Below are 21,686 nucleotides of genomic sequence, written 5' to 3'. Positions count from 1 at the left end.
GGCGAACGCGCACCGCAGGACGGGAGAGGTCAACGGGGCGGGGACGCGGCACGCGACGCGAAGAGACGGCCCGGCACGGGACGCGGCGCGAAGCCGGGGGCGGACACCGCGCGGGACGGCAAGCGCCGGTCGGGCGCGGGACGGGACGGCAAGCAGGGGCCCGGCACGGCGCGCAGCGCGAACCAGGAAGCGGACACCGCACGGGACCCCAAGCACGGGTCGGCAACGGCACGCAGCGCGAAGCAGGCATCGGGCACGGCGCGCAGCGCGAACCAGGGAGCGGACACCGCGCGGGACCCCAAGCACGGGTCGGCCACGGCACGCAGCGCGAAGCAGGCATCGGGCACGGGACGCGGCGCGAACCAGGAAGCGGACACCGCACGGGACCGCCAGAACGGGTCCGGCACAGGACGCAGCGCGAAACGGAGGTCGGGCGCGGGACGGGACGGCAAGCAGGGGGCGGGGGCGGCGCGATCGGAGCGGGCCGAGCGGCGGAACCTTGCGCCTGCGGGCGGCGGCACGGTGACGGACCGCGACGACCACCCGGGAGGCCCGGCCGGGGCGGACCACCCGGACCTCCGCGCCGACTGCGCCAGCTGCTTCGGCCTGTGCTGCGTGGCCCTGCCCTTCGCCAGGTCCGCCGACTTCGCCGCGGACAAGCCGGCCGGACAGCCGTGCGGCAACCTTCGCCCTGACTTCCGCTGCGGCATCCACACCCGCCTGCGCGACTCGGGGTACCAGGGGTGCACCGTCTTCGACTGCTTCGGGGCCGGGCAGAAGGTCTCGCAGGTCACCTTCGGCGGCGTGGACTGGCGGCAGGCGCCGGGGACCGCCCGGTCGATGTTCGCGGTCTTCCCGGTGATGCGGCAGCTGCAGGAGCTCCTGCGATACGTCACGGAGGCCCTCGGTCTGGCGGCGGCGCGTCCCGTGCACAAGGAGCTGCGGAAGGCGCGGTCCCGGGTCGACGCCCTGACCCGCGGCAGCGCCGAGTCGATCGCCGCCCTGGACGTCGACGCCCTGCGGGGCGAGGTCAACGCGTTGCTGCTGCGGGCGAGCGAGCTGGTCCGCGCGGGCGTCCCGGGGCGTCCGCGCGACCACCGCGGCGCGGACCTGATGGGCGCCAGGCTGGCCCGCGCCGACCTCCGGGGCGCGAGCCTGCGCGGCGCCCTGCTCGTCGCCGCCGACCTCAGCGGGGCTGACCTGCGCGAGGCGGACCTGATCGGGGCGGACCTGCGCGACGCCGACCTGCGCGGCGCGGACCTTACCGGCGCCCTGTTCCTCACCCAGGCCCAGCTCGACGCCGCACGGGGCGACGCGGCCACCAGGGTGCCGCCGGCCCTCGGCAGGCCCGCGCACTGGTAGCCGTCGCGGTCCCGCCCGGTTCCGCCGGCCCGGCGGGCGGCGCGACCGGCCCGTCACGTCGCCCGGGCGCGGCCCGGGAGCACCGGTTCAGCCCGCAGGTACCACCGGTCGCCGCGCGAGCGTCACGGCCAGCGCGAGCGCCGGCAGCAACAGGGCCGCGCCCACGAGGTTGACGGCCCGGAAGCCGCCCGCGGCCAGGACCGGGCCGGCCAGCGCGGCGACGGCCGCTCCGGCGTAGCTCATGCCCGCGTCGGCGGCTCCCTGCAGCGGGACCCGCACCTGGTCGTCCTCGACGGACGCGAGCAGGGCGGAGGCGGAGAGCGTGGAGAGCGACCAGCCGAGCCCCAGCACCACCAGCGCTGTGGCGGTCAGCGCCTCGCTGCTCCCGGACGCGGCCGCGTAGCCCAGGGTGACGGCGGCCCAGAGGACACCGATGCCCAGGAGCGCGGTGCGCAGCGGGCCCCAGCGGTCCGTGAGGCGGCCGAACAGCGGGCTGAGCCCGTACATGGCGGCGATGTGGACGCTGATGACGACGCCGACGATCCGCAGGGACATGCCGTGGTGCTGCATGTGCAGCGGGGTCATGACCATCACCATGATCATGGTCGAGTGCGCGGTGGCGAGCAGCACGACGGCGAACAGCGCGGTGGGGCGTCGTGCCGCCCACCGGAGGGCGGCCAGCGCACCGATGCCGGCGGGCCGCGGTCCGGCACCCCCGTCCCCCGTGCCGGTCTTCGCGTCGTCACCGCGGTAGAGGAGGGCGATCAGCGCGCACGCCCCGGCGAAGGCCGCTCCGGACAGCAGGTAGGGCCCGGAAAGCCCGAGCACGCCGACCGATTCGCCGGCCGTCCGGCCGAGGGCGGTGAGGTTGGGGCCGGCGACCGAGCCGACGGTGGTCGCCCAGACCACCACGGCCATGGTGCGGGCGCGGACCTCGGGAGCGACTCCGTCCGCCGCGGCGTACCGGGTCTGCAGGTTGCACGCGGAGGCGACGCCGAAGAGGCAGAAGCCGGCCATCACGAGGGCGAGCTGCCCGGCCGTCGCGGCCGCGACGACGAGTGCGGCGCCCAGGGACGCGATCGCGTACCCGACGCCCAGCGACCAGCGGCGCCCGCGGCGTGCCGCCAGCCGGGCCAGCGGCACCGCCGCCAGCGCGGAGCCCAGGACACCTACGGCCTGGCCGAGTCCGGCCAGTTCGACGGCTCCGAGGCGCTCGACCAGCAGGGTGGTCACCGTGATGCCCGAGGCGACGCCGACGCCGCCGAGCAGGTTGCCCAGCACCAGCACCCCGATGCGGCGCCGCTCCGTCCTGCCGCCCGGCGCCCGCCCGCTCCCCGTCATACGACCCGCCCCTTTCTCCCCACGACCGCGCCACCCGCCGGGTGCGTCGCTGCGGGGAAGGATGCCATGCCCGGTCGACTGCCCTGTCGGCGGTCGCCACGGCCACGGCTCAGCGGTCCACGGGGCCGCCGCGGACGACACAGGACCGGGAGTTGCCACGGCCCCGGCCGTCGCCGTCCGGGTCGGTGACGCCGCCGTCGCCGCTCCACGACCAGCCGACGTGGCCGGTTGCCGACCTCTCGGCGTCATGTTCTCCGGGGCCCCGAGCACCGAGGGAAACGAGAACTAAACCGGTTACCAAGAAACCAGCGTCTCTCTCCAATGGGCCTGTCACCTAACGGAGGCGGAAACTATGCAGCATCCCGCTGATCCGCACCGCCCGTGACCGATTGCTGCTCCGCGAACACTCCGGCCTTCGTCGCCTTTACCGGTTTAACGAATTATCCAGTCGCCCGTCTTCCACTGACTCGCGAATGGCGGCTACGGTACCGACCGTGGATGCACTACGACCCGTCATCAAGCCCTACCCGTGGGGCTCCCGTCACGCCCTGGCCGGACTCCAGGGCCGCGAGCGCCCGTCCGCCGGACCGGAGGCGGAACTGTGGATGGGCGCCCACCCCGCAGGGCCGTCGGTCCTGACCCGGGACGGCGCCGCCACCACCCTGCAGGCCGTCGTCGCCACCGCTCCGGAGCGGGAACTCGGCCCGGCGTGCGCCCGCCGGTTCGGCGGAAGGCTGCCGTTCCTGCTGAAGGTGCTGGCCGCCGAACAGCCGCTGTCCATTCAGGTGCACCCCGACCGCCGGCAGGCCCGTGCCGGGTTCGGCGCCCGCCTGAACGGCGACGCGGGGCACGGAGCCTACGCGGACGACTGGCCCAAGCCGGAACTCCTGTACGCGCTCACCTCCTTCGAGGTGCTCGCGGGCTTCCGCGACTGCGGCGAGGCTGCCGCCATGCTCGAGGGACTGGGCCTCGCGCGACTGCGCCCGGTGGTGGACGTCCTGCGCACCGGAGACGGCGCCCCCGCCCTCACCGAGGCGCTGCGCGCCGTGCTCACCTGGCCCCGTCACGACCGCGACGCGCTGGTGAACGCCGTCGTGGAGGCGTGTCGCGGGCGGGCCCGGGTGCCGGGGCCCTGTGCGGCGGCGTACGACGCGGTGGTCCGCATGTCCGCGCACCACCCCGGCGATCTCGGCCTGGTGGCCTCACTGCTGATGTGTCACCGGGTGCTCGAGCCGGGGACGGCCCTGTTCTTGCCGGCCGGTGGTCTGCACGCCTACGTCCGCGGGGTCGGTGTGGAGCTGATGGCGAGCTCCGACAACGTGCTGCGCGCCGGGCTCACCGCGAAGGAGGTGAACGTGCCGGAACTGCTGCGGATCACCGACCCGACGGTACGGGTCCCGGTGGTGCGACCCGTCGCCGTTGCGGGGTCCGACCGCACGCAGGTGTTCGCCTGCCCCGCCGAGGAGTTCACGCTGTACCGGACGGAGTTGGGGGCGCCGCCGGAGCGCCTCGTCCCCGGGACGGGTCCCCGCATCGCCCTGTGCACGGCGGGCAAGGCCCTGTTGCGCGGACTCGACGGCGAGGAACTCCCGCTCGGCCCGGGCGGATCGTGCTTCCTCTCCGACGCCGACGAAGGGGTCACGGCCGAGGGGGACGGCACCCTCTTCGTGGCCGCCCCCGGCCCCGAGCCCGTCGGCGCGGCGGCAGAGCCGGCCTGACCGTCGTTCCCCTGGCCGCCATGACGTCACGTCATCGGCCCGCAGCATCTCCCCCACCACATCTTCGGACCGTCGGACCGAAACGAGCGAAGGAAGACAACGTTGTCCGTCACGACCCCCGACCCGGCCACGGACCGACCGGCCCAAGCCCAGGCTCCGACTCCCGCCCCGGTCCCCGGTGGAGGGAAGCGCCCACCGGTCTACGCGGCCCTGGACATCGGCGGCACGAAGATCGCGGGAGCGTTGGTGGACGACGAAGGCTCCGTCCTGCACCGCGCCGAGACCCCCACTCCGGCCCGTGAGCCGGCGGCGCGGCTGGTGCGCGCGGTCGACACCGTCGTCGACGCCCTGTCCGCGCACCCGTCCTGGGGCGCGGTCCGCGGACTCGGCATCGCCAGCGCCGGCCCGGTCGACACCGCGGCGGGCACCGTGAGTCCGGTGAACATCCCGGCCTGGCGGAGTTTCCCGCTGGTGCGGACGATGCGTGCGCACCCGTCGCTGCCCGACGGCGTCGAGCCGGTCCTGGTGGGTGACGCGGTGGCGATGGCGGCGGCCGAGCACTGGCACGGGGCCGCCCGTGGCGTCGCCGACGCGTTGTGCATGGTGGTCTCGACCGGGGTGGGCGGCGGGTTCGTCCTCGACGGCCGGCTGCACCCGGGCCCCTCGGGGAACGCCGGGCACATCGGCCACGTCACGGTCGACCTGGACGGCCCGCCCTGCCCGTGCGGCTCGCGGGGCTGCGTCGAGGTCTACGCCAGCGGTCCGGCGATCGCCCGCCACGCGGTGGCGGCGGGGTGGCGACCGCTGGACGGCGTGGAGCCCACGGCCGCGGAGGTCGCCGCGGCAGCGCGTCACGGCGACGCACGTGCCCTGGCGGCCTTCGACCGGTCCGCCCGTGCGCTGGCGGCCGGGATCGCCGGCAGCGCGACCCTGCTGGAGATCGGGGTGGTGGTCGTCGGTGGAGGCGTCGCCCAGGCCGGCGACACGTTGTTCGGGCCGCTGCGGCGTCACCTGCGGCGCTACGCGGCCCTCGGTTTCACCCGTGACCTGGAGGTACGGCCTGCCGCACTGGCCCGGGACGCCGGGCTCGTCGGCGCGGCCGCCGCGGCGCGCGGGCGGCTCCTCGACGTCCGCACGCCGTCCGGGAGCCGGTGAGGGGCTGCGGTGGGCAACGGGTGACGCACCGAAGAGGAATGAGGGGCGTGAGGGGCGCGGCGGTACGCCACGCCCCTCACCGGCCTCGTGCCCGCCCGCGTCTCAGGGGCGGGGAGGCGCGGTCGAGCCGCGCGGCATGAGCGAGGGCGTCGCCACCGGGCGGGAGGACACCTCCTGGCCGGCGAGCACGTCGAACAGGACCCGTGCCACCTCCGCCCCGAAGCCGTGCACGTCGTGACTCATGGCCGAAAGGGTCGGGTGCGTCAGCCGGCACAGCTGGGAGTCGTCCCAGGCGAGGAGGGACAGGTCGTCGGGGACGGAGACGCCCATCTCCGAGGCGACCCCGAGACCGGCCACCGCCATGATGTCGTTGTCGTAGACGATGGCCGTGGGGCGGTCGGCCCCGAGGAGCAGCATCCTGGTCGCGCGGGCGCCTTCCTCGCCGGAGAAGGCCGTCTCGACGTGCCGGCCGCCGCCCAGGCCGAGTTCGTCCATGGTCCGCTCGAAGGCCTGCGCGCGGATGCCGCTGTGGCCCAGGTCGGCCGGCCCGCCGACGCGGGCGATGCGCCGGTGGCCGAGGGCCGCCAGGTAGCGCACGGCCTCGGCGACGGCGGTGGCGTCGTCCGTCCACACCGACGGGAAGCCTCCGGTGAGGCTCGGGTGTCCCACGCCCACGGCGGGCAGTCCGAGCCGGCGCAGGGGGCCGATGCGCGGGTCGTCCTGGTGGAAGTCGACCAGGATCGAACCGTCCACCTGGCGCTCCCGCCACCAGCGCTCCTGGAGGGTGATCTCCTCGTCGAGGGAGCCGACCAGCCGCAGGAGCAGGGAGCAGTCGTGCTCGGCGAGCACGCTCTCGATGCCGGAGATGAACTCCATGTAGAACGGCTCGAGGCCCAGGAGCCGGGCCGGCCGGCACAGGGCCAGCCCGACGGTGTCGACCGACTGCCGCGACAGGCTGCGCGCGGCCGAGTTCGGCGCCCAGCCCAGACGCCGCGCAGCCGCGAAGATGCGCTCCCGGGTCGCCTCGGACACCCCCGGCTTGTTGTTGAACGCGAGCGACACGGCGCCCTTGGACACGCCGGCGGCCGCGGCGACGTCCTTGATGGTGACGCGTCCGGGCGGCGCCGGAGTGCTCACGCGGGTTCCACGCAGAACAGGGCCGCGCGCACGGCGTCGGCTCCGGCTCCCGCGGCGGAATCGACCCGGAGGCGGACGTGCTCGCCGGGGAGCAGGGTGCGCAGCCCGGTGTCGCAGACCGCGTCCGGTCCGAGCCGGTCGGCCTGCAGGAGAAGGTCTCGTACCAGAGTGTGTGCAGTCACCACGACCTCGACATTACCGCCACCGTCCGGGGCCTCCTCCACCGCGATGTCGAAGCGGGGCGCGGGGTAGGCGAAATCCTTGTCCGGGACGGGGAGGTGGACGGCTCGCAGGATCTCCGCGCCGGCTTCCCCGCCCGCGGCGGCGTCGGCGACGAGCAGTTCGTCGGCGGACGCGGGGTCGGGCGCCAGGTCCTCGGGCACGGGCTGCCGGACGGCCTCGCGCGGGGGGACGGTCAGGTCGAGGGTCCGTTCCGCCACCGTCGTGCCGTCCGCCCGCACCCGGCGCAGGGTGACCGCGGCGTGCCACGGGGCGGCGGACTGGTTCACCACGGCGAGCACGGGGACCTCCCGGCCGTCCGGCCCGCCGGGCCCGCCGGGTCCGTCGGGTCCGTCTGGCTGCCCCGGCTGCAGGGTCAGCAGGCGGTCCGCGTAGACCCGGCAGAGCTCGTGGTACAGCGGCTTGGGGCGGCCGTCCCCGTCGACCGCGGCCCACGAGGTCACCGGCCAGCAGTCGTTGAGCTGCCACACCACGGCCCCGGCGCACACCGGCCAGTGCGACCGCCAGTACTCGATGCCGGCCGCCACCGCGCGGGCCTGCACGAGCTGGGTGAGGTAATGCCAGCGGTCGAAGTCCCCCTTGGGCGCGGCGAAGTGGTGCGCCAGGCCCCGTTCCAGCTTCCTGTTGCCGTCCTCGGCCTTCTGGTGGTGCAGCATCCCCGGCGAGTCGGGGGCGAGGGTCTCCCCCGGCAACGCGCGCCGCAGCGTCGCCAGCGCGGGCGGCGCCTGCCAGCCGAACTCGGCCACGAAGCGCGGCACCGAGTCGCGGTACCGTGCGTAGTCCCGCCGGTTCCACACCTCCCAGGAGTGGTGGGTGCCGTGCGCGGGCTCGTTGGGGTGGTGGTCCCAGGAACCCGACCAGGGGCTGCCGGCCGAGTAGGCGCGGGTCGGGTCCAGTTCGGCGACGATCCGCGGCAGCAGGTCGAGGTAGTACCCGCCGCCCCAGGAGTCGCCGTCCAGCTCGGGCTCCCAGCCCCAGTCGCGGAAGCCCCACAGGTTCTCGTTGTTGCCGTTCCACAGCACCAGGCTCGGGTGGGACATCAGCCGCACGACGTTGTCGCGGGCCTCGGCCTCCACCTCACCGCGCAGCGGCTGCTCCTCCGGGTAGGCGGCGCAGGCGAAGAGGAAGTCCTGCCAGACCATCAGCCCGAGCTCGTCGCACGCGTCGTAGAAGGCGTCGTCCTCGTAGATACCGCCGCCCCAGACGCGCACCAGGTCGACGTTGGCCTCCGCCGCCCGCCGGAGTGCGGCGCGGTACCGCTCGGGGGTGACCCGGGAGGGGAAGGTGTCGTCGGGGATCCAGTTGACGCCGCGGACGAAGACGGGGACTTCGTTCACGACGAAGGTGAAACGGGTCCCGTGCTCGTCGGGCGCCCGGTCCAGCACGACGTCGCGGAAGCCGATCCGGCGCGACCAGGCGTCGAGCCTCCCGCCCCCGGCTGTCCCGGACGGCTCTGCGGCGTCCTGGTCCACGAGGGTGACCTCCAGGTCGTACAGCGGCTGTTCGCCGTATCCGCGCGGCCACCACAGCTCGACGTCCGGCAGTTCGAGGGTGAGCACGGCGGTGTCCCCCTCCAGGGTGGAGGTCGCCCGGACGCCGCCGGCCTCGGCCCGCACCTCGAGGCGGTGGTGCGTGCCCCGCTCGGTGCGCTCGACGTCGACGTGCAGCTCCACCCTGCCCGCGCCGTCGCTGACCGTCACCGACGGACGCACGCGTGCCAGGCGGGCCGTCGACCACCGCTCCAGCCGGACCGGCCGCCAGATCCCGGCGGTGACCAGGGTCGGCCCCCAGTCCCAGCCGAAGCTGCACGCCATCTTGCGGATGTACTGGAAGGGCTCCGGGTAGACGTTCGGCCGCTCCCCGGTCGTCGCGCGGACGGCGGCGGCCTCGTCGTAGGCGGAGGCGAAGTCGACCCGCAGCAGGCCGTGGCGACCCGTCACGTCGAACCGGTGGCGCCGGTGCATGTTGCGGGTCCGGCCGAGCTCGTGGCCGTCCAGGGAGATCACGGCGGCGGTGTCCAGGCCGTCGAAGACCAGATCGGTGCGCTCATGGGACGGGTCCGGGGCCGTGTCGGCGGCCGCCAGTGCACGGGTGTACGTCCATGCCCGGCGGCCCACCCAGGCCACCTCGTGCTCGTTGAGGCCGAGACAGGGGTCCGGGATCAGCCCGGCCGCGAGCAGGTCGGTGTGCACGCAGCCGGGCACCTGGGCCGGCAGCGGGTTCCCGTCGTGGTCGAGGCTCCAGCCTTCGGCGAGCTGGACGACTTCCATCATGGGCGGACTCCTTCGGCAGGGCGTGCGTGCCTGGCACGTGAGCGGCGCGCTCAACCTAACGCCCGCGAGTGAACCGGTCTAGGCCCAGGCCTCCGCCGACTCCCCCTCACATCGGAACTCCGCTCGCACGGACTGAACTGGCGACGCGCTGCTCGAACTCGCGTGTCGCACCTCGAGCGGACCCGAGTATCCCGCCCCGCCCCAACCCTCCCCTATACCGGTTCACTCACCGGCGAGCTTGGTGGTCAGGACGACGCTGTCCGCCGCCTTGTCGTGCAGGCACTGCTGGAACGGCTTGTCCCACAGGCACCACAGCCCGTCGAGGAGGCCCAGGAAGGGCACGAACCCCATGAGGAAACTCGTGAACCAGCGCAGCCAGGCGCGCCCGAAGGACAGGTCCTCCCCGTCACCGACCCGGGCGACGCGCAGGCCGCAGATCCGCTTCCCCAAGGTGGCTCCCCTCTCCCAGATCATGACGGGCTCGTAGCACAGGAGGGCCAGACCGAGCAGCCCGTACCCCACGAAGCCGATCAGCACCTCGACCCGCTCCGGCGCCTCCAGCACGTTCTGGAGGACGGTGACGACGCCGGCCACGAGCAGCCACGCGAGGAGCATGAACACCCCGTCCAGGAACCGCGCGGCGAGCCGAGCGCCCTGGTTGCCCAGCATCTGCGGAGGTGGCCCCTCCACAGCGGGGGGCGGAGGCGGCGGGAGGTACATCGGCGGCCCGAATCCGTGGGGCGGCTGCTGCTGCGGGGACGGGTGGGTGCTCATGAGCGGTCCAAGGTGGTCCGGGGCGGCTGGGTCACGGCTGCGCCCCCGACCGGTCGCGGGCGCAGCGACATGGAGGGTTGCGGACTTGGGCGCGCACGTCAACGCGACTGGAGAGCAGTGCGGTCGGGCATACCGCGACGTCTTCCTCCACTGCGGGCGGAAGGGCGGGCGCAACCACTCGCCACCCGGGGAACCGGGACCGGGCGGTGAAGCGTCGAGACCCCCGAGAGCGGAATTCGAGCAGAACGTCCGGCTCGCCTCTTCCGAGGGTTCGGAGCACCGCCCCTCGCATGCGCGACAGCCCCACCGCTATCCGGACGCGTCAAACGGACGCGACAGGTCGGATGCCGCGGGAACTCCCGTCCGCTCCGGACCATGACGTATTTTCAGCACGCCGTGCCGCCACATTCTTCTGGACGCTGAACACCGGGTGAGTTCACCGTCCCGCGAGTGCCGGCCGTACCCAAGGAATGCCGGAAGGAATGGCGGGTGGGGAACGTGGGCGCGGCTGTGTCGAATGGCTATTCTGCGTTCGAGGGTTGAATGAACGATCGATTCAAGATCGTCACCACGTAAACTTCTCCAAACCCCCATGAGGAGCGAGTCATGAGCGTACCGCCGAACGAATCCCCGGAGCTGTTACGCACCGCGACCCCTGTGGTACATGGCGCGTTCCGAGTGGTGACCGGCTTCTTCTTCGCCTGCCACGGGGCGGCCTCCCTCTTCGGTGTGCTCGGCGGCGCCCATGGCGGCGGCACGGTGCCCACGCTGCAGTGGCCCGGCTGGTGGGCCGCTGTCATCCAGCTGGTCGGCGGAGCCCTGGTGGCCCTGGGCCTGTTCACGCGCTCGGCAGCGGTGATCTCCTCCGGCTCCATGGCCTACGCCTACTTCAGCGTCCATCAGTCGAACGGACTGTTCCCCATCGTGAACGGCGGTGAAGCCTCCGCCATGTTCTGCTGGGCGTTCCTGCTGATCGCCTTCATCGGTCCCGGCGCCTTCGCCCTCGAGAACGTCCTGCGCCGCGGGACGCCGGCCGCCAGGGCGGACGAACCGACGCCCGTGCGGGCCACCTCCTGATCCTCCCGCGCGCCGACGACTCCTGCCGCGGGCTCCTGCCACAGGGCGGAGCCCGTGGCAGGCTTCATGTCCGGACCACCCCGGCGGCGGGGACGTTCAGGCCCGCCGGGGCGTGATGTTGGCGTTGAGCCGGAACAGGTTGCCGGGGTCGTAGGTCGCCTTGACCGCCGCCAGTCGTTCGTACTGCGGGCCGAAGCTCTCCCGGACCAGCTGCTCGCCCTCCTCCAGGAAGCCGGGGAAGTTGAGGTAGATGCCGCCGGAGGAGAAGGCCCGCAGGGCGGCGAAGGTCTCCCGCACCCAGGCGACGTTCCGCTCCGAGTCGGCCTCGTCCGACCAGTTGCCCTCGATCCCGACGAGGTAGGGGGCCTCCCGCCCGCTGAAGGCGGTCCCCTCCTGCGGGGCTCTCGCCATCGCACCGCCCTGGAACCAGACGTCCACGGTCGACACCGGTGACGGCGCCCGTGCGGCGTGCTCCGCGATCCGGTCGATCAGTTCGTCGGTGAGGCCGGGCAGGCTCACCGACTTCCAGTAGTAGCGGTTTCCGTCCGGATATTCCTCGTCCAGCACGGCCTGGGCGTCGAGGTAGGTCGTGACGTCGCTCAGATCGAACAACGGTGCGGTGATCTCCCGCAGAGGCCGCAGCTCCCGCTCCCCCTCCTCCGGTCCGCCGGGGAAGAGCGCGAGGACGGCGACGAACGGCTCGCCGTGGAGGTGCGCGGGAAGGGCCTCGTCCGGCGGGACCCGGCCGAACACGGCGATCGGGGCCGTCCTCCCACCGGGCGCGGACAGCAGGCTCTCGCAGCGGCGCAGCACCTCCCGGGCGTGCCGCGCCGGGTAGTACACGTTGCAGAAGTACACCTGCGGGCCCACCGGGTACAGCCGGTAGGTGAACGAGGTGACGACGCCGAAGTTCCCCCCGCCGCCGCGGATCGCCCAGTACAGGTCGGGATGGCGCTCCGCGTCGGCCTCGCGGACCTCGCCGTCGGCGGTGACCACCGTCGCGGACATCAGTGCGTCGCAGCTCAGGCCGTGGGCGCGGCGCAGCCAGCCCATGCCGCCGGACAGCGTCAGGCCCGCGACACCCGTCCGCGACACCACGCCGAACGGCACGGCGAGGCCGTGGCGCTGGGTCGCCCGGTCGACGTCGCCCAGGGTGCAGCCGCCCTGCGCGCGCACGAAGCGCGCGTCGGGGTCGACCTCGACCGTGGTCATCCCGGACAGGTCGACGACCAGGCCGCCGTCGCAGAGGGCGTGTCCCGCGACGCCGTGGCCGCCGCCGCGCACCGAGAGCGGGAGCCGGTGGTCACGGGCGAAACCGACCGCCGTGGCGACGTCCCCTTCGCCCGCGCACCGCGCGACCAGGGCCGGCCGTCGTTCGATCATGCCGTTCCAGAGCCGCGTGGCCGCCGCGTAGCCGGGGTCGTCCGGTTGGAGCAGCTCGCCCCGCAGGGCGCCCCGGAGGGCCTCGACGGCGGAGGCGGGCGCCTCGGCCGGTCCGCTGTCTTCCGCACCCATATGCGGATCACCTCCCGCCCCCAGCCTCACCCGGCGCGCCACGCGGCGCGAGCCACGGGTGGCCGTTGCGGTCACGACGCGCGCGGGGCGCGCGCCCGGCCTGGTGACGGCCCGGCGGCTTCCGCGACAATCGTCCGCGTGAGGTCCCGCGAGGTCCCGCGAGGTCCCGCGAGGTCGCGTGAGGTCACGCGAGGTCACGTACGGCCCCGGAGGTCCCGTGGCCCTCGTGAGCCCGTGACCCGCAACGGCTCGTGGGGGGCGGGGCAGCTCCGTCCGGCCCGTTCAGGAAGGAAGCCCGATGAGGACCGTCGAAGAGGTCGACGCGCTGGCGGCCGCCGCGCACGCCGGACAGGTCGACAAGGCCGGCGTGCCGTACATCGAACACGTCCGGGCGGTGGCCGCCGGGCTGGCGCCGTTCGGGGACCGGCTGGTGACGGCGGGGCTGCTGCACGACGTGGTGGAGGACACCCGCTGGACCGCGGAGGAACTGCGGGCGGCGGGCGTCCCGGGCGACGTGGTCGACCTCGTCGAGGCCGTGAGCAATCAGCCGGGCGTGCCGTACGAGGAGAAGATCCGCCGCATCGCCGGGAACCGGGAGGCCACCCTGCTGAAGATCGCCGACAACGCCCACAACAGCCGCGCCGACCGCGCGGCCGCGCTCCCCGAGGAGACGCAGGCCCGCCTGGGCGCGAAGTACCGGGCGGCGCGCGAGGTCCTGTGGGCGGCGGCGGACCGGGCCGACGTCGAAGCGGTGGTCACGATCGTCAACCCGGCCCTGCTGGACGAACTGCGTGCACGCGGGGCGGCCTCGTCATGACCCTCCCTCCCTGATCGCCCGCTCACCGGTCCGGGCTCCCACGGCGGCAGCGGGCCCGGCGGCTGCGGGGCCGAGGAGCCGGGTCATGCTCTCGGCGGCCCGCACGGCCGCGTCCGCGCAGCAGTTGTTGAACAGCACGTGCAACTGCTCCACCTGTCCGGCCAGGTGGAGCAACCGGGGTACCCACTCGTCGAGTTCGGCCTCGTCGTAGGTGTGCCGGAAGCGGTCCTCCTTGCTGCCGGAGCCCCAGGCGGGGCTGCGGCCGTGGAACCGCACGACGGACAGGCGCGGCGAGGTCACGGGAGTGACGGGGGGTATCGAGGACGGCAGCGTCTGCGTCATGTCGACGGCCACCGCCGCCATGCCGTACCGGGCGAGCAGCGCGTGCGTCCGGCCGGCCTGGTCCTGCCGCCACCATGCGGGGTGCCGGAACTCCACGGCGACGGGCCAGCCGTGCGTCCGCCGGGCGGTGTCCGCCAGGAACGCCTCGGCCGGCGCGCCCGGCCGGAACCACGGCGGGAACTGGAAGAGCACGCTCCCCAGCCGTCCGGCCTCCCGCAGCGGCGCGACGCCGGCGGTGAACCGTGCCCACACCTCGTCCAGCACGTCCGGGTCGCGGGCGTCCGCCGGCAGCCCGGGCGGCATCACGGCGCTGCGCGTGGGGTGCCCGGTCAGCAGGGAGAACGCCTTCACGTCGAACACGAAGCCGTCGGGCGTCCGCTCCGCCCAGAGCCGGCTGTTGCGTTCGGCGGGCAGGGCGTAGTACGCCGAGTCGACCTCGACGACCGGGAACTGCCCGGCGTAGTGCCGCAGCCGCCCCTCGGCGTCCCGTCGTCCCGTCGGATACCAGCCGCTGCCGACCAGCGCCCGGTCGGTCCAGGAGCACGTGCCCACGAGAATGTCACCCATGGCCTTCCCGTTACCCCGCCGGGCGGGTTTCCCCCGTGGTCTCCCGTTCCGCGCCGTCGGTCAGGAAGCGGACGCACTCCGCCGCCGGTCGACGCGGCCGGGCCGACGCCCCCTGCTGCGCGCTGCGGGCAGGCAGGGGGCGTCGGTACCGGGGAGGGGGCGTCAGGCCTCGGCGAGGCGCCCGTCGGTGGACGCGCCGGACGCGATGCCGTACTCGGGTTCGGGCACGGACTGCGGGGCGAGCAGCACCGAGCGGCGGCCGTCCACCCCGATCGGCACGTCCCCGTCGACCGTGACCCGGCGCAGCGTGCGCTCGTGGTCGTCGGAGTCGTCCACGCCGTAGTGCTGGGTGGCCCGGTTGTCCCAGATGGCGACGTCGCCCGCGCGCCACTGCCACCGCACGGTGTTCTCCGGGCGCTCGACGTGGGACTGCAGGACGTTGAACAGGGCGCGCGAGTCACGGCCGTCGAGCCCGGCGAACCGCTGCAGGAAGTTGCCCAGGATCAGCGTGCGTTCACCCGTCTCGGGGTGCAGGCGCACCACCGGGTGCTCGGTGCGGAAGGCGACCGAGGTGAACACCTCGCGGTGCTGGAGCAGTTCGGCGGACACGGCGCCCGGACGGACGGCGGCGTAGTCGTAGTCGTTGGTGTGCAGCCCGCGCAGGTTGTCGGCCAGCAGCCGCAGCGGCTCGGGGAGTTCGGCGTAGGCCGCCGCCGTGTTCGCCCAGAGGGTGTTGCCGCCGTAGGGCGGGATCACCTCGGCGCGGAGGATGGAGAAGGCCGGGTAGGCGGGCACGAACGTCACGTCGGTGTGCCACTGGTTCGCCCGGCCGCCGTGGTCGTTGTCGATGCCGAGGGCGTAACGGCCGTCCACCGAAGGCACGGTGGGGTGCGCGACGAGCTCGCCGAGCAGCCGCCCGAAGGCCTCGTGGCCGGCGGCGTCGAGGTGGTGCTGGTCGCGGAGGAAGACCACCTTGTGCTCGAGGACGGCGGCGCGGATCGCGGACACGGTCGCGGCGTCGAGGTCGCCGCCGAGGCGGACGCCGGAGATCACGGCGCCGATGCGTCCGCCGATCTTCTCGACGGTGACGGCGGCCGCGTCGGCCTGGGCGGTGGGGGCCTGGGCGGCGCCGGGTGCGGGGGCGACGTCGGTGGTGGAGGTCATGGTGTTCCTTTCACGGGGAGCCGGCCGGCCCGGCCCGCCGACGAGCGGCGTGGACCGGGCACGGGGACAGGACGGTGCGGCCCCGCACGGGGCACCGGGCCTGACGGAGGCCGAGAGGAAGGGCGGGACGGACGCGCACTGCGGCGCGGGCCGCGCACGTGCGCGGCAAGGTCGGCGTCAGCTCTCCGGACACGCCGCCGAGGCGAGGCGCCCCAGGTCGACGTGGCGCCGCGTCACGAGGAAGGTCGTCGCGGTCATGGTTCGAGCATCGTCAGGCGGCCGCGGCCGGTCAAGGAATCGCGGGACGGCTTCACGAGCCCGCAACGAGCCCGACGCGCTCACCACCGAGGTGAACACCAGGCGCGTGGATCACACCAGGACCAGGACCAGGGCCGCGCCGGACGCTCGGACGCCGCCCGGTCCCGAACGGCCGGACGGCGAGGGCCGGTCCGAGGGCGGGGCCGGGACGGGGGCCTCGGCCATCACCGCCCAGGACCGGCCGTCGTCCCGCGCGGCCGCGGCGAGTGGACCGCCGACGAGCGTGATCCGCTCGCGCATCCCGTCGGTCCGTGCCCCGGCGCGGGGTCGGCCGCTGCCCGCCGGCCCAGGGGCGCGGTTCTCCACGGTGAGGCACACGGCGCCCGGGCCGTGAGCGAGGGTGATCTCCACCCGTTCCCCGGCCGCGTGCCGGGCCGCGTGCCGGGCCGCGTGCCGGGCCGCGTGCCGGGCCGCGTGCCGGGCCGCGTGCCGGGCCGCGTGCCGGGCCGCGTGCCGGGCCGCGTCGGTGAGCGCCTCACGCGTGGTCCGGGTCGGCGCCGTTCCGCAGCGGCCCGGCCACTCCCGGAGCTCGGCGTCGGCTCAGGCCTGGACGAGGCCGTCGGCGACCAGGCCGGCGAGGACCGCCTCACCGAGGGCCTGCACCGCGGAGTGCGGGCGGACCATGACGGTGAACTCCCTGATCCGCCCGTCGCCGTCGAGGTGCAGCAGGTCGATGCCGTGGATCTCCTTGCCGCCGACCTCGGCGCGGAAGACCAGCACCGCGGAGTCGGTGGCGGATCCGTCGGCGGTCCGCACGGTGCCGGCGGTCTCGCCGACGTAGCGGAAGTTCTCGAAGGTGCGCAGCAGGACCCCGAAGAGGCCCATGACCATCGGCCTGCCCTCGAACGGCGTGAACTTCACCGGGCTGTAGAGGCGGACGTCCTCGGTGAAGAGCTCCTCGATGGCCGTGAGGTCACGGCGGTCCACGGCGGCGCGGAACCGGTCGGCGGTGCTCGTGGCGGGGTTCATGGCGGAAGTCATGGCGGGTGCTCGCCTCCATAGTCATGAATGTGACTAGTCAGTTTCATGACTACCATAGGCACAGGATCGGCCACGGTGACAGAGGCGGGCGGGAGACAAGGAGGCGGGAGATGGCGCTGCGGCACGCGGTGCTGGCGGCACTGCTCGACGGGGAGCTCAGCGGCTACCAGCTGGCCAAGGCCTTCGACCTGGGCGTCGCCAACTTCTGGTACGCCCGGCCCCAGCAGCTGTACGCCGAATTGGGCCGGCTGGAGAGGGACGGGCTCGTGCGGGGCCGGGAGGTGGTGCAGGAGAGCCGGCCCAACAAGCGCCTGTTCCGGGTGACGGACGCCGGGCTGACGGAACTCGAGGCGTTCACCGCCGCCTCCGCCACACCCTCCTTCATCCGCGACGACCTGCTGGTCCAGGTCCAGGCGGCGGACCATGTCGACCCCGCCGCGCTGATCACCCGGCTCGAGGAGCGCGCCGCGTTCGCCCGCGCCAGGATCGACCTCTTCGGGAAGCTGCTGCGCGCCATGCGCGGCGACCGCACCGAGGAGGACTTCCTGCGCCACGGCGACCGGATCGGGCCGTACCTGACCTGTCTGCGCGGCCTCGCCTTCGAGGAGGGCAACCGCGACTGGTGCGAGCGGTCCGTGACGGTCCTGCGGGAGCGGCGGGGCGACCCACCGTCACGGTGAGCACCAGGTCACCGGTCCGCCGGCGGCCTCACCCACGGCGCGAGACGCTGCCCCGGGGCCAGGTCGTCCCGCCAGTACCGCAGCACGGTGCCGTGCAGGATCTCGAGCCGCTCGGCGGCGACGAGACAGGGGAACGGGTCCCGGCCCCCCGAGTCGGCGTCGAAGGCGACGAGCACCGGCGCCTCCTCGCCGAGCCGCCGCGCGACGCCCGTGCGCTCCTCGTCCGTCGGGGCGCGGAAGACCGGGTCGTGGAAGCGGGCCGGGCATCCTACGAAGGCGGGATCGCCGAAGACCAGCTCCAGTCCGTGGTGGTACGCGAGGTCCCACCCCGCCGCGAGACGGAACTGACCTGGGTCCCAGGCGATGACCTCCCAGTCCCACCAGGATCCGCCGGGAAGACGGAGGACGCCGTCCGGGTGTATCCGTTCTCCGGAGGTCAAGGGCCCTCCCGCGTCAGCGACGGTGGACGGACACCGCGTATCCGCCGCCCTCGTAGGGGTCGGCGTCCCAGGTGGCGAAGCGGTCGACGAGGGTGAGGCCCGCGGCCTCGCAGTGGCCTTCGTACCGGCCCAGGGTGAGGGTGGGCGGTACCGGCAGGTGGGCCTCGTCCAGGCCGAAGCCGGAGACCAGCAGACCGCCCGGCCGGAGCGCCCCGGTCAGACTCCGGACGACCGCGGCGACGGTGCCCTCGGCGACCAGCTGGAACACGTTGCCCGCGACGACCACGAGGTCGAAGTCCGCGGCGACGCCGAGCGCGTCGGGGTCGAACGCGGCCAGGTCGGCCTGGAACCAGGGCAGTTGGGGGGCCTGCTGTCGCGCCACCGCCAGCATGGAGGCGTCGAGGTCCACCCCGACGCAGTCGTACCCGAGCTCCGCGAGCCGGATCATGACGCGGCCGGTGCCGCACCCGGCGTCCAGCACCCGGGCCCCGGGCGGCACGAGCGCGGCGCAGAACCGCGCCTCGCCGTGCACGTCCTTCCCGCTGCGCGCCAGTGCCGCGAACCGTGCGGCGTAGTCCTCTCCGGACGTCCCACCGGTCAGGTCGTTCCAACGGCTCATGCGGATCACTATAGGTCCGCGAGCGTCGGCGCCCCGGCGCGGGCCGCGCGGGAGGCGGGGGCGCGGGGGGCGCGGGGGGCGGATGGGCCGGCGGGCCACGGTGTCAGGGGCGGGGCACCACGACCGCGGTGGCCGCGAGCCCGTCCCGCACGGTCCACCGCCCCTCGAAGTGCCCGATCCGGCGGCCGCCCACCAGCGGCCCGGGCACGAGCAGTGCGGCGCGGAAGCCGCCCTCCGCCCGCGCTCCGGAGGACGGGGTGATCTCGATGTCCGCCTCCTCGAAGTCCAGCCAGGCGCCGGTCAGGGGGAACCACGCCTTGTAGACGGACTCCTTCGCGCTGAACAGCAGCCGGTCCCAGTGGACGTCGGGCCGCCGGACCGCCAGCCGCCCCAGGCGTTCACGTTCGGCGGGCAGCGAGACGGCCGCCAGCACGTCGTCCGGAAGCGGGCGGTGCGGCTCGGCGTCGATGCCGAGGGAGGCGAGGTCGGACGTGCGGGCGAGAGCGGCCGCCCGGTAGCCCTCGCAGTGGGTCATGCTGCCGACCACGCCCTGCGGCCACCGGGGGGCGCCCCGGGGCCCGGACGGGACGGCGCGCGGCGGGATGCCGAGCTGCCGCATGGCGAGGCGGGCGCAGCCGCGCACCGCGGCGAACTCCCGGCGCCTCTTGGTCACCGCCCGTGCGACGGCCGCCTCCTCCTCGGGGTACAGCGGTGTGTCCTCGGCCGGGTCGTCGCGGAAGGTCTCCACGGCCGCCACCGTGCCGGGGAGCAGGTCACCGATCACCGGTGCCGTCCTCCGCGGGGATCTCGGGGAGGATGCGGCGCAGGGTCCCCGGCGGACCGGGGCGGGTGCGCCACTCGCGCGGGTAGCCGACGGACACCTCCTCGAAGCGGACGCCCTCGTGGTGGGTGGTCCTCGGGATGTGCAGGTGGCCGTAGACCATGGCGGCGACACGGAACCGGTGGTGCCAGTCGGCGGTCAGCCGGGTGCCGCACCACATGGCGAACTCGGGGTACCGCAGGATGTCCATGGGGTGCCGGTCGAGCGGATAGTGGTTGACCAGGACGGTGGGCAGGTCGTCCGGGAGCGCGGCGAGCCGGCGCTCCGTCTCGGCCACCCGGGCACGGCACCACGCCTCGCGGCTCGGGTACGGGTCGGGGTGCAGGAGGAACTCGTCGTTGCAGACGACCCCCGTCCGGTACGCGTAGGCCATGCCTTCGTCCTTGGTGGTGCACCCGGCCGGCAGGAAGCTGTAGTCGTACAGCAGGAACAGCGGCGCCACGACGGCCGGTCCGCCCGGGCCCTCCCAGACCGGCCACGGGTCCTCGGGGGTGGTGACGCCGAGTTCCCGGCACAGGGCGACCAGGTGTGCGTAGCGGTCGGCGCCGCGCAGGGTGACGGCGTCGTCCGGATGGGTCCACAGCTCGTGGTTGCCGGGCGCCCAGACGACCTTGCGGAAGCGGCCGGCCAGCGTTTCGAGGGCCCAGCGGACGTCGGCCACGGTCTCGGCGACGTCACCGGCCACCAGCAGCCAGTCGTCGTCGGATCCGGGCCGCATCCGCTCGACCAGGGCGCGGTTCTCCTGGTAACCGATGTGGAGGTCGCTGACAGCCAGCAGCCGCCCCGTCCCTCCGGCCGTCGATGCCACCTCTCGTCCCCCCGTCGTCGGCGAAGAGCACCACAAGAGCACACCCGAACGGGCCCGTACAAGGGGCCTCCTGACGGCACGGAGGCAGGCGACGCCGGGGGTCGGCCCCTCCCCCGGGGCGGCGTGCGGGCCGGGCTCGGCGGCCGGTGGACCGTGCCGCGCGCGGTGTCAGGGCCTTTAGCGCCGCTTAACCGACGGCCGGGACGATCCGCTCCTTCGACCGCGCGTCCCGGCGGGACGCGGAGACTTCTCGGGGAGCGGAATGAGCGGCGACGAACTGGCCGGGGGGCGCGGCGTCCTGCCGGCGTTCCCGATGTCGAGGGACTGTCCCTACCACCCTCCGGCCGGGTACGCCCGGCTCGCCGAGCAGGGACCGCTGTCCCGGGTGCGTCTCTACGACGGCCGGCAGGTGTGGGTGGTGACCGGCCACGCCGAGACGCGCAGCCTGCTGGTCGACCCCAGGCTCTCCTCGGACCGGTCGCGGCCGGACTTCCCGGTCCTCGTCCCGCGCATGGCGGCGGCGCGGCTCACCGCGCTGGTGGGCATGGACCCGCCCGAGCACGACGTCCAGCGGCGCATGCTCATCGGCAGTTTCACCGTGCGCCGGGTGAACGGCCTGCGGCCTTCCATCCGGCGGATCGTCGACGAGCGGATCGACGCCGTCCTGGCGAAGTCCGGCAGCCGCCCCGTCGACCTGGTGCGGGAGTTCGCGCTGCCGGTGCCGTCCACCGTCATCTGCGAACTGCTGGGAGTGCCGTACGAGGACCACGAGTTCTTCGAGGAGCAGACCCGGCGGATGCTGCTGGCGACCGGCACCGCCGACCAGGCGGCCGCCGCGAGCGCCGCCCTGGTCGCCTACTTCGACCGGTTGACCGACGCGAAGCTGAGGGGGAGCGAGAGCCGGGCGAGGAAGGGCGGGCTGCTCGACGAGCTGGCCGAGGACCGGGTGCGCACCGGTGAGCTGAGCCGCGCCGATCTCTCCGCCATCGCCATGTTCCTGCTGGTCGCCGGGCACGAGACGACCGCGAACATGATCGGCCTGAGCATCCTGACCCTCCTGGAGCATCCCGCGGAACTGGCCCGGCTGCGCGAGGACCCGGCCCTGCTGCCGGGCGCGGTGGAGGAGCTGCTGCGCTTCCTGTCGGTCGCCGACGAGCTGCAGCGGGTGGCCGCCGCGGACATCGAGGTCGGGGGTGTGCTGATCCGCGAGGGTGAGGGCGTCTACCTGCCGAACGCCGCGGCCAACCGCTCCGCCGAGGTGTTCCCCGACCCCGACGTGCTGGACGTCGGCCGCGACGCCCGCCGGCATCTGGCGTTCGGGTACGGCGTCCACCAGTGCATCGGCCAGAACCTGGCCCGCGCCGAGGTGGAGATCGCCCTGGGGCGGTTGATCACCCGGATACCGACCCTGCGGCTGGCCGCTCCGGTGGAGGAGCTGGGCGTCAAGGCCGGCGGGTCGGTGCAGGGGGTGCGGCGGCTGCCCGTCGACTGGTGAGACCACCGGGCGGCGGGACGGG

The 21,686-nt window shown here is 74.3% G+C and carries 21 protein-coding genes; 7 read left to right on the top strand and 14 right to left on the bottom strand.

Annotated features, from left to right (window positions below):
* The first annotated feature begins 522 nt into the window (after positions 1–522).
* The gene (locus Sfr03f_RS08095; protein ID WP_108952967.1) at positions 523–1,362 is read left to right on the top strand and encodes a pentapeptide repeat-containing protein; all 840 of its coding nucleotides are present in this window, start codon (positions 523–525) and stop codon (positions 1,360–1,362) included.
* Between the two features lie 87 nt (positions 1,363–1,449).
* Here Sfr03f_RS08095 and Sfr03f_RS08090 read toward each other — a convergent pair whose 3' ends face one another.
* The gene (locus Sfr03f_RS08090; protein ID WP_108952966.1) at positions 1,450–2,703 is read right to left on the bottom strand and encodes an MFS transporter; all 1,254 of its coding nucleotides are present in this window, start codon (positions 2,701–2,703) and stop codon (positions 1,450–1,452) included.
* Positions 2,704–3,197: 494 nt separating this feature from the next.
* Here Sfr03f_RS08090 and manA point away from each other — a divergent pair, with 494 nt between their 5' ends.
* Both manA and Sfr03f_RS08080 read left to right on the top strand, forming a co-directional pair.
* Positions 3,198–4,421, top strand: coding sequence for a mannose-6-phosphate isomerase, class I (gene manA, locus Sfr03f_RS08085; RefSeq protein ID WP_245967450.1), 1,224 nt, complete (start codon positions 3,198–3,200; stop codon positions 4,419–4,421).
* A gap of 210 nt (positions 4,422–4,631) precedes the next feature.
* Entirely contained in the window at positions 4,632–5,576 is a 945-nt protein-coding gene (locus Sfr03f_RS08080) for an ROK family protein (protein WP_245967508.1), read from the top strand.
* 102 nt (positions 5,577–5,678) lie between these two features.
* Here Sfr03f_RS08080 and Sfr03f_RS08075 read toward each other — a convergent pair whose 3' ends face one another.
* From Sfr03f_RS08075 to Sfr03f_RS08065, 3 genes are all read right to left on the bottom strand, one after another.
* On the bottom strand, positions 5,679–6,713 hold the full coding sequence (locus tag Sfr03f_RS08075; protein WP_108952963.1) for a LacI family DNA-binding transcriptional regulator: 1,035 nt from the start codon (positions 6,711–6,713) through the stop codon (positions 5,679–5,681).
* Positions 6,710–9,226 (bottom strand): glycoside hydrolase family 2 protein, encoded by a 2,517-nt coding sequence (locus Sfr03f_RS08070; protein WP_108952962.1) that lies wholly within the window; start codon positions 9,224–9,226, stop codon positions 6,710–6,712. Before Sfr03f_RS08070 ends, Sfr03f_RS08075 begins: the two co-directional genes overlap by 4 nt.
* Positions 9,227–9,448: 222 nt before the next feature.
* Positions 9,449–10,000 carry an RDD family protein gene (locus tag Sfr03f_RS08065; protein WP_108952961.1) on the bottom strand — a complete coding sequence of 184 codons (552 nt, stop codon included), beginning with the start codon at positions 9,998–10,000 and terminating at the stop codon, positions 9,449–9,451.
* Positions 10,001–10,606: 606 nt separating this feature from the next.
* On the opposite strand from Sfr03f_RS08065, the gene Sfr03f_RS08060 reads away from it, so the two are divergent.
* Entirely contained in the window at positions 10,607–11,077 is a 471-nt protein-coding gene (locus Sfr03f_RS08060; RefSeq protein WP_108952960.1) for a DoxX family protein, read from the top strand.
* Positions 11,078–11,173: 96 nt separating this feature from the next.
* Here Sfr03f_RS08060 and Sfr03f_RS08055 read toward each other — a convergent pair whose 3' ends face one another.
* The gene (locus Sfr03f_RS08055) at positions 11,174–12,592 is read right to left on the bottom strand and encodes an FAD-binding oxidoreductase (protein WP_108952959.1); all 1,419 of its coding nucleotides are present in this window, start codon (positions 12,590–12,592) and stop codon (positions 11,174–11,176) included.
* Positions 12,593–12,890: 298 nt separating this feature from the next.
* Between Sfr03f_RS08055 and Sfr03f_RS08050 the strand changes: the two genes are divergently transcribed.
* Complete coding sequence (locus Sfr03f_RS08050; RefSeq protein WP_108952958.1) at positions 12,891–13,409, top strand: HD domain-containing protein; 519 nt, start codon at positions 12,891–12,893, stop codon at positions 13,407–13,409.
* Here the strand turns inward: Sfr03f_RS08050 and Sfr03f_RS08045 are convergent.
* The 5 genes from Sfr03f_RS08045 to Sfr03f_RS08025 all read right to left on the bottom strand — a co-directional run bounded on the left by Sfr03f_RS08045 (position 13,404) and on the right by Sfr03f_RS08025 (position 16,781).
* A complete protein-coding gene (locus tag Sfr03f_RS08045) occupies positions 13,404–14,318 on the bottom strand; it encodes a DUF72 domain-containing protein (protein WP_108952957.1) in 915 nt (304 codons plus the stop codon). The two genes, Sfr03f_RS08050 and Sfr03f_RS08045, sit on opposite strands and share 6 nt — an antisense overlap.
* A 162-nt stretch (positions 14,319–14,480) precedes the next feature.
* Entirely contained in the window at positions 14,481–15,482 is a 1,002-nt protein-coding gene (locus Sfr03f_RS08040) for a TauD/TfdA dioxygenase family protein (protein WP_108952956.1), read from the bottom strand.
* Positions 15,483–15,659: 177 nt separating this feature from the next.
* On the bottom strand, positions 15,660–15,740 hold the full coding sequence (locus Sfr03f_RS31665) for a putative leader peptide (protein WP_351116331.1): 81 nt from the start codon (positions 15,738–15,740) through the stop codon (positions 15,660–15,662).
* Positions 15,741–15,851: 111 nt separating this feature from the next.
* The gene (locus tag Sfr03f_RS30200; protein ID WP_159105589.1) at positions 15,852–16,040 is read right to left on the bottom strand and encodes a hypothetical protein; all 189 of its coding nucleotides are present in this window, start codon (positions 16,038–16,040) and stop codon (positions 15,852–15,854) included.
* Between the two features lie 300 nt (positions 16,041–16,340).
* Positions 16,341–16,781 (bottom strand): nuclear transport factor 2 family protein, encoded by a 441-nt coding sequence (locus Sfr03f_RS08025; RefSeq protein ID WP_245967449.1) that lies wholly within the window; start codon positions 16,779–16,781, stop codon positions 16,341–16,343.
* 110 nt (positions 16,782–16,891) lie between these two features.
* Here Sfr03f_RS08025 and Sfr03f_RS08020 point away from each other — a divergent pair, with 110 nt between their 5' ends.
* Positions 16,892–17,461, top strand: a complete 570-nt coding sequence (locus tag Sfr03f_RS08020) for a PadR family transcriptional regulator (RefSeq protein ID WP_108952953.1) — start codon at positions 16,892–16,894, stop codon at positions 17,459–17,461.
* 8 nt (positions 17,462–17,469) lie between these two features.
* Here the strand turns inward: Sfr03f_RS08020 and Sfr03f_RS08015 are convergent, their stop codons facing one another.
* From Sfr03f_RS08015 to Sfr03f_RS08000, 4 genes are all read right to left on the bottom strand, one after another.
* Complete coding sequence (locus tag Sfr03f_RS08015) at positions 17,470–17,901, bottom strand: hypothetical protein (RefSeq protein WP_108952952.1); 432 nt, start codon at positions 17,899–17,901, stop codon at positions 17,470–17,472.
* Between the two features lie 13 nt (positions 17,902–17,914).
* Positions 17,915–18,520, bottom strand: a complete 606-nt coding sequence (locus tag Sfr03f_RS08010) for a class I SAM-dependent methyltransferase (protein ID WP_108952951.1) — start codon at positions 18,518–18,520, stop codon at positions 17,915–17,917.
* A gap of 103 nt (positions 18,521–18,623) precedes the next feature.
* Positions 18,624–19,304, bottom strand: coding sequence for a 4'-phosphopantetheinyl transferase family protein (locus tag Sfr03f_RS08005; RefSeq protein ID WP_108952950.1), 681 nt, complete (start codon positions 19,302–19,304; stop codon positions 18,624–18,626).
* On the bottom strand, positions 19,294–20,169 hold the full coding sequence (locus Sfr03f_RS08000) for a metallophosphoesterase family protein (RefSeq protein ID WP_108952949.1): 876 nt from the start codon (positions 20,167–20,169) through the stop codon (positions 19,294–19,296). The genes Sfr03f_RS08005 and Sfr03f_RS08000 overlap by 11 nt, the downstream gene beginning before the upstream one ends.
* Positions 20,170–20,431: 262 nt before the next feature.
* Here Sfr03f_RS08000 and Sfr03f_RS07995 point away from each other — a divergent pair, with 262 nt between their 5' ends.
* The gene (locus tag Sfr03f_RS07995) at positions 20,432–21,664 is read left to right on the top strand and encodes a cytochrome P450 (RefSeq protein ID WP_218028134.1); all 1,233 of its coding nucleotides are present in this window, start codon (positions 20,432–20,434) and stop codon (positions 21,662–21,664) included.
* Positions 21,665–21,686: the final 22 nt, after the last annotated feature.

It is taken from the genome of Streptomyces fragilis, assembly GCF_003112515.1.
In the GTDB taxonomy this organism is placed as follows: domain Bacteria; phylum Actinomycetota; class Actinomycetes; order Streptomycetales; family Streptomycetaceae; genus Streptomyces; species Streptomyces fragilis.
This window is presented reverse-complemented; position numbering and strand designations above follow the sequence as displayed.

Excerpts from the sequence above, each read along its gene's own strand:
- Sfr03f_RS08050 (WP_108952958.1), top strand. The coding sequence starts at position 12,891 with ATGAGGACCGTCGAAGAGGTCGACGCGCTGGCGGCCGCCGCGCACGCC.
- Sfr03f_RS08045 (WP_108952957.1), bottom strand. The coding sequence starts at position 14,318 with ATGGGTGACATTCTCGTGGGCACGTGCTCCTGGACCGACCGGGCGCTG.
- Sfr03f_RS08010 (WP_108952951.1), bottom strand. The coding sequence starts at position 18,520 with ATGAGCCGTTGGAACGACCTGACCGGTGGGACGTCCGGAGAGGACTAC.
- Sfr03f_RS08020 (WP_108952953.1), top strand. The coding sequence starts at position 16,892 with ATGGCGCTGCGGCACGCGGTGCTGGCGGCACTGCTCGACGGGGAGCTC.
- Sfr03f_RS08070 (WP_108952962.1), bottom strand. The coding sequence starts at position 9,226 with ATGATGGAAGTCGTCCAGCTCGCCGAAGGCTGGAGCCTCGACCACGAC.
- Sfr03f_RS07995 (WP_218028134.1), top strand. The coding sequence starts at position 20,432 with ATGAGCGGCGACGAACTGGCCGGGGGGCGCGGCGTCCTGCCGGCGTTC.
- Sfr03f_RS08040 (WP_108952956.1), bottom strand. The coding sequence starts at position 15,482 with ATGACCTCCACCACCGACGTCGCCCCCGCACCCGGCGCCGCCCAGGCC.
- Sfr03f_RS08055 (WP_108952959.1), bottom strand. The coding sequence starts at position 12,592 with ATGGGTGCGGAAGACAGCGGACCGGCCGAGGCGCCCGCCTCCGCCGTC.
- Sfr03f_RS08065 (WP_108952961.1), bottom strand. The coding sequence starts at position 10,000 with ATGAGCACCCACCCGTCCCCGCAGCAGCAGCCGCCCCACGGATTCGGG.
- Sfr03f_RS08060 (WP_108952960.1), top strand. The coding sequence starts at position 10,607 with ATGAGCGTACCGCCGAACGAATCCCCGGAGCTGTTACGCACCGCGACC.
- Sfr03f_RS08090 (WP_108952966.1), bottom strand. The coding sequence starts at position 2,703 with ATGACGGGGAGCGGGCGGGCGCCGGGCGGCAGGACGGAGCGGCGCCGC.
- Sfr03f_RS08025 (WP_245967449.1), bottom strand. The coding sequence starts at position 16,781 with ATGACTTCCGCCATGAACCCCGCCACGAGCACCGCCGACCGGTTCCGC.
- Sfr03f_RS30200 (WP_159105589.1), bottom strand. The coding sequence starts at position 16,040 with ATGCGCGAGCGGATCACGCTCGTCGGCGGTCCACTCGCCGCGGCCGCG.
- Sfr03f_RS31665 (WP_351116331.1), bottom strand. The coding sequence starts at position 15,740 with ATGACCGCGACGACCTTCCTCGTGACGCGGCGCCACGTCGACCTGGGG.